A 12,348-nucleotide genomic window follows, 5' to 3' on the forward strand; every position below is an offset into this window, starting at 1 on the left:
CGCTAGAGAACCTTGGCGAGGAACTCGCGGGTCCGCGGGTGGTCGGGAGCCCCAAAAACCTTCTCGGGCGAGCCGGTTTCGAGAATGCGGCCCTGCTCCATGAAGACGACCCGGTCGGCGACCTCCCGGGCGAAGCCGATCTCATGCGTGACCACGATCAGCGTGGTGCCGGAGCTGGCGAGTTCCTTGATGACGTCGAGCACCTCGCCGACCAGTTCTGGATCGAGCGCCGAGGTCGGCTCGTCGAAGAGCAGGACCTTCGGCCGAAGTGCGAGGGCGCGGGCAATAGCCACGCGCTGCTGCTGACCGCCGGAAAGCTGGCGCGGATAGGCTTCGGCCTTCTCGGAGAGGCCGACGCGGGCCAGCAGTTCGCGCGCCTGGGCGACAGCCTCGTCACGGCCGATGTTCCGCACCGTGATCGGTGCCTCGATGACGTTCTCGAGCGCGGTCAGATGCGGGAAGAGGTTGAAATTCTGGAACACCATGCCGACATCGACGCGGCGCTTCAGGATATCCTTTTCCTTGAGCTCATAGAGCGTGTCGCCATCCTGGCGGTAACCGATCAGCTCGCCGTCGATCGAGATGAAGCCATCATCGACGCGCTCGAGATGGTTGATCGCACGCAGGAGGGTCGACTTGCCCGAGCCGGACTGGCCGAGGATGACGGTGACGCTGCCGCGCGGGATGGTCAGGCTGACATCGTCCAGCACCTTGAGCGGGCCAAAACTCTTGCTGACGGCCTGGATGCGAACCTCGCCGCCGCTGCGGGCGAATGAGGCCCAACTCACCGGCGTGCCCGCTTCTCGCAGAAGGAGCGGGGCCGATGTCGCGACCGGCACCTGCGCCACGGCCGGGCTTGCCGAGCGACGCAGTTTTGCAAGGGCATTGCCGATCAGGGAGGGCGGCGGATTGCGCAGCGCGCCCTTCGAGTAATAGCGCTCGATATGATGCTGGATGAAGGACAGGACGCTGAGGATAACCAGATACCAGACGGTCGCGACCATCAGCAGCGGGATCACCTCCAGATTGCGGCGATAGATGATCTGGATCGTGTAGAACAGCTCCGGCAGCGCCAGGATGTAGACCATCGAGGTGCMCTTGGCCAAACCGATGATCTCGTTGAAGCCGGTCGGCAGGATGGTGCGCATCGCCTGCGGCAGGATGATGCGCGAGGCCTGGCGTGAGCGCGGCAGGCCGAGTGCGGCTGCGGCTTCCAACTGACCCTGATCGACGGAGAGAATTCCGCCGCGAATGATCTCGGAGCAGAAGGCCGCCTGGTTGAGCGCCAGCCCGAGCACCGCTGCCGCGAATGGCGTAAGCAACTGGGTGGTCTGGTAGCTGAAGAAGGAAATCTCGGTGAACGGTACGCCGAGCGTGATCGTCTCGTAGAGATAGCCCAGATTGTTCAGCACCAGCAGCAGCACGATGAGCGGGATCGAGCGGAAGAGCCAGACATAACCCCAGGAGAGCGAGCCCAGCAGGGGCGAACCGGAGACCCGCGCCAGCGCCAGCGCCGTGCCGAGCAGGAAGCCAAAAGTGGCGCCGAGCAAGGTCAGCAGCAGGGTGCGTCCGAGGCCGGCCAGGACCGGCTCGGCAAAGAACCATTCGGCGAAAACGTCCCAGCCCCAACGTGGGTTCGAGAGGACCGAGTTCAGGATCGCGAAGATCACGATCACCGAGAAGACGGTTCCGACGGTCCGCGCCGGGTATTTCGCCGGCACGATACGATAATGCGCGTTGTCGCTCTTTCGCGCGGGTTGCGGCGGCGGCGCATCAAGCGCGCGAAAATCAGTGGTCAGGGTCATGTCAGGTCTCGTCGGGAGTCTGGGGGCGGTCTGACCCGCGCTCTGTCGGATTGGAGGCGCTCAGGCCGCGCTGGCGGCACCCGGCCGTTCGCTGGCCGACGCATGCGGCAGATGCCCGGCGAGCGGGCCGAGCTCCTTTTCAAAGGGGAGCTTAAGATGGACCTCGGGATCGACCGTGATGTCGAAGAGTGGGCGATAGCCGGTCTGCAGGTAGAGTTCCTTGGCTTCGGGCTGCCGGAAGCCGGTCGTCAGGTAGATCCTGCTGTAGCCCTGGCGCTGGGCCTGCGCTTCAAGTTCCTCGACCACCTTGCGGGCCAAGCCCTGGCGACGGAAATCGGCGTGGGTCCAGATCCGCTTCAGCTCGGCCGTGTGCCGGTCGTGGCGCATGAAGGCCCCGCCGCCGATCGTGCGCCCATCGCGAACGAGCAGGACGAAATTGCCATCCGGCGGCGCAAACAGCTCGGCCGGATAGCGGCTCATCTCGGCACCAGGCGGCTCTCCGAAAATGCTGCCATAACGGGTCGCGTATTCCCAGGTCAGCGCTTCGATCAGGGGCTGCGAGCGCGCGTCGAGCGGCGTGGTGTAAATGAAGCTGTCGGCCATGATGGGCTGCCTTTCCGGCGGGTTCAGGAGAGGTAGGCCTGCGCCAGCGCGACCCAGTAGGTCGCCGCGGGCGCCAGGGTGGCGTCGTTGAAGTCGTAGTGAGGGCTGTGCAGGGGTGCGCTGTCGCCGTTGCCGACGAAGAGGTAGCTGCCGGGGCGAGCCTMCGAGATGAAGGCGAAATCCTCGCTGGCAGTGCGTGGCCTGAAATTCCGTTCGATCCGTTCTTCGCCGAAGGCCGCCACCGCAACCTCGCGTGCGAAGGCGGTTTCCGCATCGTGGTTGACCAGCGCGGGGAAGCCGAGCCGGTAGCGGACCTCGGCCCTTGCACCAAAACTCTCGGCCTGGGCACGCACCAGCGCCGGAATGCGCTGCTGCAACTGCTCGCGGACCGTGCTGCTGAAGGAGCGGATCGTCAGCCTGAGCTCGACGCTGTCGGGGATGACATTCGAGGCGGTGCCGCCATGGATCGAGCCGACTGTGACGACGGCGGCCTCCAGCGGGTCGATGTTGCGGGAGACCACGCTCTGCAGCGTCGTGATCACCGCGGCGGCGGCAACGACCGGGTCGACCGTCTCATGGGGAGCGGCTCCGTGTCCCCCCTTGCCGAGCACAGTGATATGGGCCTGATCGACCGAGGCCATCGCCGGACCGGCAATGAAGCCGAATTGTCCGGCCGGAACGCCCGGCCAATTGTGCAGGCCGAAGACGGCGTCGCAGGGGAAACGCTCGAACAGCCCCTCCTCGATGAGCTTGCGGGCGCCGGCGCCGATCTCCTCGGCGGGCTGGAAGATCAGGGTCAGTGTGCCTGAGAAGCGCCCGCTTTCTGCGAGATAGCGCGCTGCCGCAAGCAGGATCGCCGTATGCCCGTCATGGCCGCAGGCATGCATCGCGCCGGCATGGATGCTGGCATGGGCCAGGCCCGTTGCTTCCTGGATCGGCAGAGCATCCATATCGGCACGGATGCCCAGTCGACGCTCGCCGTTGCCGCGCCGGAGCGTCGCCACGATGCCGGTGCCGGCGAGCCCTGTCGTGACCTCGTAGCCCCATCCGGCGAGGTGCTCCGCGACGAGTGCGCTGGTCCGCTTTTCCGCGAAGGCGAGCTCGGGGTGGCGATGAAGATCGCGGCGCAATGCGATGAACGCGTCGGCGAAGGCTGCGACGCCTCGGGCCGCGTCTTCGCGCTCTTGCTGGCCGATGCCGGGTGTGTGAAAGGTCATGTCCTTGCCCCGGCTCAGCCGGCCGAGCGCGCCAGCGCGGCCTGCTGTGGCGCAGGTTCGCCAACTTGGCGGCTTTCCCGGCGCGGCAGACCGAGATGGTCGCGTAGCGTGGTGCCGGGCAGGCTGCGGTCATAGACGCCGCGCTCTTCGAGCACCGGGATGACGAGTCGGGCGAAGTCGTCGAAACCCTCGGCAATCACGGGAAAGCCCAGGATGAAGCCATCTGCCGCCTGCTGTTCGACGCGGTCGATGATCCGTTCGGCGACGGCCCCGGCGGTGCCGATGAAATCGGTCCGCGGTGTGGTGGCTTCGAGAGCGACCTCGCGCAGGCTCAGGCCCTTCAGGGCCGCATTGCGCTTGATGCGGTCCGTGGTCGAGCGGAAGCTGTTCTTGCCGATCTCGCCCAGCTCGGGGAATGGCTGATCGAGCGGGTAGGTGCTGAAATCGTGATGGTCGAAGAAGCGGCCAAGATAGAGCAGGGCCTCGTCGATCGAGACGAGGTCGCGGATGGCGCGGTATTTCTCCTCGGCTTCCCGCTCGGTCGCTCCCACGATCGGGCCGATGCCCGGGAAGACCTTGATGTCGCTCGCGCTGCGGCCATGGGCGATGGCGCTGTTCTTGATGCTGCGATAGAAGCCCTGGGCCTCCTCGAGTGCGACATTGTTGCTGAAGACGGCATCCGCGTGCTTGCCGGCAAGCCCGATCCCAGCGTCGGAGGCGCCTGCCTGGAAGACGACCGGCTGCCCTTGCGCGGAGCGGGAAATGTTCAGCGGCCCCTCGACCTGGAAGAAGCGGCCCTTGTGCCCCAGCGTGTGGAGCTTGGCCTTGTCGAAGAAGACGCCGTTCTCGCGGTCCCGCGGGAAGGCATCGTCGTCCCAGGAATCCCAAAGGCCCTTGATGACATCGAGATATTCGGTGGCGATCTCATAGCGGAGGGCATGCTCCGGATGCGGCCGGCTATAGTTGCGGCCCGAGCCTTCGAGCGGCGAGGTCACCGCATTCCAGCCGGCGCGCCCGCCCGAGATCAGATCAAGCGAGGCGAACTGGCGCGCGATGGTGAAGGGATCGCTGTAGGAGGTCGAGACGGTGCCGACGAGGCCGAGCTTGCTGGTCGAAGCAGCCAGCGCCGACAGGATCGTCAGCGGCTCGAAGCGGTTCAGGAAATGCGGGATCGACTTGTCGTTGATGTAGAGCCCGTCGGCGACAAAGGCGAAGGCGATGCCGGCACTCTCCGCCTTGCGCGCGGTGCGGACGAAGAAGTCGAAATTGACGCTGGCATCGGCAGGGCTGCTGGGATGGCGCCAGGAGTTCATATGGCTGCCCGGGCCCTGCAGCATGATGCCGAAAGTGATGGGTTTCTTGCTCATGGAACGTGCTCCGGTGGAGAAAGTGGTCAGGCCGCGGCCGTCAGGACTTCGTCGGCGAGCAGCGCGATCGACGCGAGCCGCTGCTGCCGGGCGGCTGCCGGCGTATCGAGGATGAATTCAGCGATGCCGAAGCGCCGGTGCAGCGCATCGAGCTCGCGCCGGACCCGGCCCGGCGTGCCGGCGACGATGCTCGGGCGGCGCAACTCCGTGCGGTAGGAGGTCACGCCCGCTTGCCGGGCGTATTCCGCGGCCTGCGCTTCGCTGCCGACATTGAGAGCCTGACCATCGTTGAGGTAGAGACGCACGATCTGCAGCCCGTCCGCGATCCGTTCGGCTTCCACGTTGCTCTCGGCGGCCAGCGCGGTCACCGCGAGGAGCGGCGTGCCAGGGCCTCCTGCATTGGCGAAGGCCTCGATGCTTGCCTCGATCGCTGCGTGATCGCCATTGAGCTGACCGGCAAAGACGAACTGCCAGCCCTGTTCGGCGGCAAGTCGCGCGCTTTCCGGGCTGCCGCCGAGCAGGAAGCGCTGCGGCACCTCGGGCGGGATTGGCGCTACAAGGGGCCGGTCGAGGGCCTGGCCAGCGTCCGTTCCGTGATCGAGATAGGCGCCGAGTTGGCGCAACTGCGTGCCGAACTCGCGCCGGACGGCGGGATCATGTCCCCATTGCAGCGCGCGCGTGGCCAGTGGCAGTCCGCCCGGCGCCTTGCCGATGCCGAGATCGACCCGGCCCGGTGCGAGTGAGGCGAGGACGTGGAAGTTCTCCGCCACCTTGTAGGGGCTGTAATGCTGGAGAAGGACGCCGCCCGACCCGACCCGAATGCGCGAGGTGCTGGCCAGGATATAGGCCGCCAGCACTTCCGGAGAGGAACTGGCGACGCCCGCCATGCCATGATGCTCGGCGAGCCAGAAACGGTGATAGCCCCAGCGCTCCGCATTCTGAGCAAGTGCGACCGAGCGGGCGAGGGCGATGCTGCCGGTCTCGTCGTCGAAGACGGGGCTCTTTTCGAGCAGGCTGAGGCGATAGGTCATTGGAGCGGCCTTCGTGAATGCAGGTCTGCGTGCGGGTTTGGGGCGGGTGGAATCAGAGCGCCCGCAGGCCGAGCGCCGCCGCGGCCTCGTCCGCCATCCAGCCGAGGCGCTCGTAGTCGCCCCGCCAGTAGACGAGGGCCGCTTCGTCGGCGCCGAATCTGACGGCCCGCACGCGGCCGATGACGATGCTGTGGGAATGGCGCTCGATCAGTTCCTCGACTTCGCAGTCGAGGGAGGCGAGCGTGCCCACCAGGAGTGGGGCGCCGGTTGCGGCGGTGGTCCATTCGGCGTGCCGGAAGCGCTCGACGCCCTTCTCGCCGTTCCGTCCGGCGAAGCGATACGCGATCTGCTTCTGCGCCGCATTCAGGAAGTTGATGCCGAAGGTGCGATACCGCTGCAGGGTCGGATAGCTCGACGATGTGCGGTTGAGTCCGAACATGACGGTCGGAGGCTCGGCCGAGAGCGAGGCGACCGAGGTCGCCGTGAGGCCGGTCCGATCCTCGCCTGCGCCGGTCGTGATGACACTGACCCCGCCAGCGAGGTGGCGGAAAGCGGCACGGAATGCTGCTGCTTCGTCGCGAATCGTGGGCGAAGCTGTTGGCAAGCGCGTGACGATGCTCATGGGGAATCCTTCAAGCCATGCGGGCGGGTTTGGACGCAGCGATCTCGCAACGGCTGTCGATCAAGCCGTGCGTTCGCCGACCGAGCCGGCCAGCGGCCGAGCCGAAAAGAGGGGTGGTGGGACGTTCCGAGCGGGCCAGAACACTGTCTGACCCAAATCCGAGGCGTCGACGGTGTTCGGCATGGCTCCGCCCCGGCCGAGCTGAGCGGCGTTACCCACGCGGGATCAGGAGGAGCGGGGCGCGGTGCCGTTCAGGCCCGGCACGCAGGAGCGTTCAACATCGATGCGCCCGATCAGACGCAGTTTTATGAATATAAAGTGGAATTCTCTTCGATGTTGATTCAGTCATGAACGTGTCTCCAGCAATCGGGAGCCCACGAATGCATTCGTGGTGCTTTTAGCTTTGGTGACGCGGTGCAAGCTGCTCCAGCAAATCCCGCGATCGACACCGTCGATACTATGATCATTCTGCATCAGGTTGCTTCGGTCAATGAAACGTCTTTTCAAAGATCGCTCTCGAACCGGGATAAACGCCTCTGGACGGCGAGGTGCTCGAAAGGCTTTGCCTCATGCGCTGGACGTACGTGACCTGCGGGGCATCCCGCCTTCGTCAGCGCGCAACTCCGACATTGCTGGCGCACCGGCAGCGCGCTGGGCAGAGACGCAAGGTCACCATTCCAGCTTGGCGAACACTCGCAAGATGGCTGCCCTGGCTTTCATCCAACAGTCATCCCGGCGTCATCCAGGCGACCTAGGCAGGCGGCCTCACAGCTGGATTGCCGAGAATGAAACGCCAGAATGTTCTCCTGATCGTCGTCGACCAATGGCGCGCCGATTTCATACCGCATCTGATGCGGGCCGAGGGGCGCGATCCCTTCCTGAAGACGCCGAATCTCGATCGCCTTTGCGCGGAGGGCGTGACCTTCCGCAACCATGTCACGGCCTGCGTGCCTTGCGGTCCGGCCCGGGCCAGCCTGCTCACCGGCCTCTACCTGATGAACCACCGCGCCGTGCAGAACACGGTGCCGCTCGACCAGCGCCATTTCAATCTCGGCAAGGCGCTGCGCGCCATCGGCTATGATCCTGCGCTGATCGGCTACACCACGACGACGCCCGACCCGCGTGCGACCTCGAAGAACGACCCGCGCTTCCTCGTGCTCGGCGACCTGATGGACGGTTTCCGTTCGGTCGGCGCCTTCGAGCCCAATATGGACGGCTATTTCGGCTGGGTGGCGCAGAACGGCTTCGAACTGCCGGAAAAGCGCGAGGATATCTGGCTGCCGGAGGGCGAGGACTCGGTGCCGGGCGCGACCGACAAGCCGTCGCGCATCCCCAAGGAATTCTCCGACTCGACCTTCTTCACCGAACGCGCGCTGACCTATCTGAAGGGGCGCGCCGGCCGGCCGTTCTTCCTGCATCTCGGCTATTATCGTCCGCATCCGCCCTTCGTTGCGCCGGCGCCCTATCACGCGATGTACCGCCCGGAGGATATGCCCGGGTTGGTGCGGGCGGAATCACCGGAAGCCGAGGCGGCTCAGCATCCGCTGACCAAGTTCTACATCGACTCGATCAAGCGCGGCTCCTTCTTCCACGGCGCAGAAGGCTCGGGCGCGACCTTGGACGAGGCTGAAATCCGCCAGATGCGGGCGACCTATTGCGGCCTGATCACCGAGATCGACGACTGCCTCGGCCGGGTTTTCGCCTATCTCGACGAGACCGGGCAGTGGGACGACACGTTCATCGTCTTCACCAGCGATCATGGCGAGCAGCTCGGCGACCACCACCTGCTCGGCAAGATCGGCTTCAACGACGAGAGCTTCCGCATTCCGTTGGTGGTGAAGGACCCGCGCGGAGCGGATGAGCGTCGCGGTGCGATCGAGGCCTCCTTCACCGAGAGTGTCGACGTGATGCCGACCATTCTCGACTGGCTCGGCGGCGAGGCGCCGCGCGCCTGCGACGGGCGCTCGGTGATGCCGTTCCTCAGCGAGGGACGGCCGGCGGATTGGCGCAGCGAGCTGCACTACGAATACGATTTCCGCGACGTGCACTACTCCCAGCCGGAGCAGGTGCTGGGCCTCCACATGGATCAGTCCAGCCTCTGCGTGATCCAGGACGAGCACTACAAATACGTCCATTTCGCCGCGCTGCCGCCGCTCTTCTTCGACCTCGCCAAGGATCCGCACCAGTTCGTCAATCTGGCCGAGGACCCGGCCTATGACGCCCTGGTGCGCGACTATGCCCAGAAGGCGCTGTCCTGGCGGCTGATCCATGCCGACCGGACCCTGACCCATTTCCGCTCCGGCCCGCGCGGGCTCGAGGAGCGCGCTCCCAACGCCACCCCCTCAGGAGATGAACAATGGTCGGTTCCTTCACGCGTCGCGGCGCAATAGCGCTCGGCGGCTCGGCCCTCATTCTGCCGCGCTTTGCGATCGCGCAGGCCGATAACCGGCCCTCGATCACCATCGCAGTGCAGAAGATCGCCAATTCCAACACGCTCGACGTGCTGCGCGAGCAGTCCAATGTCGGTGAGCGTGTCTTCTTCTCGTCGATCTGGGAGGGGCTGATCGGCCGCAACTGGCTCGGCAATCTCGAGACGGTTCCCGGTCTTGCCACCGAGTGGAAGCGCATCGACGACAAGACCGTCGAGCTCAAGCTGCGCCGCGGCGTGAAGTTCCATAACGGCGATGAGCTGACGGCGGAGGACGTCGCGTTCTCCTTCAGCAAACAGCGCATGTTCGGCGACACGCAGCCGTCGCAAGGCAAGACGATCTCGGTCGACTTCGTCGTGGGTGGTGGCCGCGCCAACAAGGAACTGCCGGCGGAAGTGCCGGCGGTGGCGCGCCGCTCCTGGCCGGCTCTGCTCGGCATCGAGATCGTCGACAAATACACGGTGCGCTTCGTCAACGGCACGCCCGACGTGACGATGGAGGGCCGCATCTCGCGCTATGGCAGCGAGATCATGAATCGTCGCGCCTTCGAAGAGGCGAAGACCTATAGCGACTGGGCGACCAGGCCGGTCACGACAGGCCCCTACCGGATCGCCGAGTATCGCCCGGACGTCTCGCTGTTGCTCGAGGCCCATGACGAGTACTGGGGTGGCCGCCCGCCGCTGAAGTCGATCCGTTTTGTCGAGGTGCCGGAGACGGCGTCCCGCATCAACGGGCTGCTCTCCGGCCAGTACCAGTTCGCCTGCGATATCCCGCCGGACCAGATCTCGCAGATCGAGAAGAATCCCGCCTTCGAGGTACAGGGCGGGACCATCCTCAATCACCGCCTGACGGTGTTCGACAAGAACCATGCGCAGCTGCAAAATCCGCTGGTTCGCCGCGCCATGACACATTCGATCGACCGGCAGGCGATCGTCGAATCGCTTTGGGCCGGCCGTACCGTCGTGCCGAAGGGGCTGCAATGGCCCTATTATGGCGAGATGTACCACGCCGATTGGGCGGTGCCGGCCTTCGATCTGAAGCTGGCGCGCGAGCTGGTCAAGCAGTCCGGCTACAAGGGCGATCCGATCCCCTATCGGCTGCTCAACAACTACTACACCAACCAGACTGCCACGGCGCAGGTCCTGGTCGAGATGTGGAAAGAGGCGGGGCTCAACGTCGAAATCCAGGTCAAGGAGAACTGGCAGCAGATTCTCGAGCGCACGCCGACCCGGGCGGTACGCGACTGGTCGAATTCGGCGCCCTTCAACGATCCCGTCTCCTCGATCGTCGCCCAGCACGGTCCAAACGGCCAGCAGCAGCAGGCCGGCGAATGGCGCAATGACGAGATGAACACGCTCTCGGTCGAACTCGAAACCTCGACCGACCGCGCCCGCCGCAAGGCTGCGTTCCGCCGCATGCTGGAAATCGCGGAGCGCGAGGACCCGGCCTATACGGTGCTGCACCAGAACGCGACCTTCACGGCCAAGCCCAAGGCACTGGCCTGGAAGGCCTCGCCGGCCTTCGCCATGGATTTCCGCGCCGAGAACTGGGGCGGCCGGAGCTGAACGCAGTCTTATCGCGGCGCGCCCCGAAAGGGCGCGCCGTTTTCTGTTTCCGATGACTTCTGGAGGGTTCCTTGACCCATCTGACACGCCGCCATGCGCTTGGCCTCGGCGCGGCCTCGACTGGTGCCCTGATCCTGCCGCGCTTCGCGATCGCGCAGGCCGATAACCGGCCCTCGATCACCATCGCGGTCCAGAAGATCGCCAATTCCAACACGTTGGAAACGCTGCGCGAGCAGTCCAATGTCGGCACTCGCACCTTCTACAGCTATGCCGAGAGCCTGATCGATACCGACTGGGCCGGCGACCTGTCGCTCCGGCCGGGCCTCGCCACGGCCTGGCGCCGCATCGACGACCGCACCGTCGAGCTGACGCTACGCCAGGGCGTGACGTTTCATAATGGCGAGACCATGACTGCCGAGGACGTCGCCTTCTCCTTCGGCTCCGAACGGATGTGGGGCGGAGCGGGGCAGGCGGGCTCGGCCGGGCTATTCGGTTCGGTGACTGCCGGCGCCGCCGGCAAGCAGCCGCCCGCCGAGGTGGTGGCGGTGGCGAGGCGAGCCTTCCCGGGCTTCGAGAAAATCGAGATCGTCGATCCGCAGACCGTTCGCTTCGTCAACAAGACACCCGACGTGACGCTCGAAGGCCGTATCTCGCGCAATGTCGGCATCATCGTCTCGCGCAAGGCCTTTGCCGAGGCTGGAAGCTGGCTCGACTGGGCGCGCAAGCCCGTCGGCACAGGGCCCTATGGGATCGCCGAGTTCAAGCCGGACCAGTCGCTGACGCTCGTCGCGCATGACGCCTACTGGGGCGGCCGGCCGCCGCTTAGGCAGATCCGGTTTGTCGAGGTGCCGGAAACGGCGTCCCGCATCAACGGTCTGCGTTCGGGCGAGTATGACTTTGCCTGCGATATCCCGCCTGACCAGATCAGCGAGATCGAGAAGAACCCGCGTCATGAGGTGCTCGGCGGCCTGATCGCCAATCACCGCCTGACGACCTTCGACAAGACGCACCCGCAGCTCGAGAACCCGCTGGTGCGTCGGGCCATGACCCATGCCATCGACCGCCAGACCATCGTCGATGCGCTCTGGGGCGGGCGCACCCGCGTGCCCAAGGGCCTGCAATGGGAGTTCTACGGCGACATGTTCATCGCCGATTGGGCGGTCCCGGCCTTCGATCCCAAACTCGCCCGCGAACTGGTGAAGCAGTCGGGCTACAAGGGCGACACGATTCCTTACCGGCTGCTCAACAATTACTATACCGGCCAGGTTTCAACGGCGCAGGTGCTGATCGAGAGCTGGCGCGAGATCGGCCTGAACGTCGAAATCGAAAGCAAGGAGAACTTCCCGCAGGTTCTGGCAAAGGGGCCGACGCGGGCGGTACGCGACTGGTCGAACAGCGCCGCCTTCAACGATCCTGTCGCCTCGATCACCGCCCAGCACGGCCCGACCGGCCAGCAATGGCAGATTGGCGAATGGCGCAACGACGAGATGGGCAAGCTGTCCGACGAGCTTGAAACTTCGACCGACCGTGCCAGGCGCAAGGCGATGTTCCGCCGCATCCTGGAAATCTGCGAGCGTGAGGACCCCGCCTATACCGTGCTGCACCAGACAGCGAATTTCACGGCGAAGCGCCGGGATATCCAGTGGAAGGCGGCACAGGCCTTCGTCATGGATTTCAGGGCGCGCAATTGGGGCGGGATCCGCTCGTGA

The 12,348-nt window shown here is 65.4% G+C and carries 9 protein-coding genes; 3 read left to right on the forward strand and 6 right to left on the reverse strand.

What is annotated here, in order from left to right; genetic code table 11:
- Positions 1–2: 2 nt before the first annotated feature.
- The 6 genes from AC1DGP_RS12365 to AC1DGP_RS12390 are packed head-to-tail and all read right to left on the reverse strand — an operon-like array spanning position 3 to position 6,645.
- A complete protein-coding gene (locus AC1DGP_RS12365) occupies positions 3–1,805 on the reverse strand; it encodes an amino acid ABC transporter permease/ATP-binding protein (RefSeq protein WP_476832189.1) in 1,803 nt (600 codons plus the stop codon).
- Between the two features lie 60 nt (positions 1,806–1,865).
- Positions 1,866–2,408 (reverse strand): GNAT family N-acetyltransferase, encoded by a 543-nt coding sequence (locus AC1DGP_RS12370; protein ID WP_441505900.1) that lies wholly within the window; start codon positions 2,406–2,408, stop codon positions 1,866–1,868.
- Between the two features lie 23 nt (positions 2,409–2,431).
- A complete protein-coding gene (locus AC1DGP_RS12375; RefSeq protein ID WP_476832190.1) occupies positions 2,432–3,625 on the reverse strand; it encodes a M20 aminoacylase family protein in 1,194 nt (397 codons plus the stop codon).
- 14 nt (positions 3,626–3,639) lie between these two features.
- Positions 3,640–4,992: an LLM class flavin-dependent oxidoreductase gene (locus AC1DGP_RS12380; protein WP_441505899.1), complete on the reverse strand. Its 1,353-nt coding sequence runs from the start codon at positions 4,990–4,992 to the stop codon at positions 3,640–3,642.
- A gap of 26 nt (positions 4,993–5,018) precedes the next feature.
- Positions 5,019–6,023, reverse strand: a complete 1,005-nt coding sequence (locus AC1DGP_RS12385) for an LLM class flavin-dependent oxidoreductase (RefSeq protein ID WP_441505898.1) — start codon at positions 6,021–6,023, stop codon at positions 5,019–5,021.
- Between the two features lie 52 nt (positions 6,024–6,075).
- On the reverse strand, positions 6,076–6,645 hold the full coding sequence (locus AC1DGP_RS12390) for a flavin reductase family protein (RefSeq protein WP_476832191.1): 570 nt from the start codon (positions 6,643–6,645) through the stop codon (positions 6,076–6,078).
- Positions 6,646–7,430: 785 nt separating this feature from the next.
- On the opposite strand from AC1DGP_RS12390, the gene pehA reads away from it, so the two are divergent.
- The 3 genes from pehA (at position 7,431) to AC1DGP_RS12405 (ending at position 12,348) form a co-directional block, all read left to right on the forward strand.
- Positions 7,431–9,035: a phosphoric/sulfuric ester hydrolase PehA gene (gene pehA / locus AC1DGP_RS12395; RefSeq protein ID WP_476776327.1), complete on the forward strand. Its 1,605-nt coding sequence runs from the start codon at positions 7,431–7,433 to the stop codon at positions 9,033–9,035.
- Positions 9,002–10,639, forward strand: a complete 1,638-nt coding sequence (locus AC1DGP_RS12400) for an ABC transporter substrate-binding protein (protein WP_441505897.1) — start codon at positions 9,002–9,004, stop codon at positions 10,637–10,639. The genes pehA and AC1DGP_RS12400 overlap by 34 nt, the downstream gene beginning before the upstream one ends.
- Positions 10,640–10,710: 71 nt before the next feature.
- A complete protein-coding gene (locus tag AC1DGP_RS12405; RefSeq protein WP_441505896.1) occupies positions 10,711–12,348 on the forward strand; it encodes an ABC transporter substrate-binding protein in 1,638 nt (545 codons plus the stop codon).

This window comes from Allobosea sp. 05T433, assembly GCF_056396065.1.

What these genes read in the sequence shown, in the direction of transcription:
- AC1DGP_RS12370 (WP_441505900.1), bottom strand. Translation starts at nt 2,408, where the DNA reads ATGGCCGACAGCTTCATTTACACCACGCCGCTCGACGCGCGCTCGCAG.
- AC1DGP_RS12380 (WP_441505899.1), bottom strand. Translation starts at nt 4,992, where the DNA reads ATGAGCAAGAAACCCATCACTTTCGGCATCATGCTGCAGGGCCCGGGC.
- AC1DGP_RS12385 (WP_441505898.1), bottom strand. Translation starts at nt 6,023, where the DNA reads ATGACCTATCGCCTCAGCCTGCTCGAAAAGAGCCCCGTCTTCGACGAC.
- AC1DGP_RS12390 (WP_476832191.1), bottom strand. Translation starts at nt 6,645, where the DNA reads ATGAGCATCGTCACGCGCTTGCCAACAGCTTCGCCCACGATTCGCGAC.
- pehA (WP_476776327.1), top strand. Translation starts at nt 7,431, where the DNA reads ATGAAACGCCAGAATGTTCTCCTGATCGTCGTCGACCAATGGCGCGCC.
- AC1DGP_RS12400 (WP_441505897.1), top strand. Translation starts at nt 9,002, where the DNA reads ATGGTCGGTTCCTTCACGCGTCGCGGCGCAATAGCGCTCGGCGGCTCG.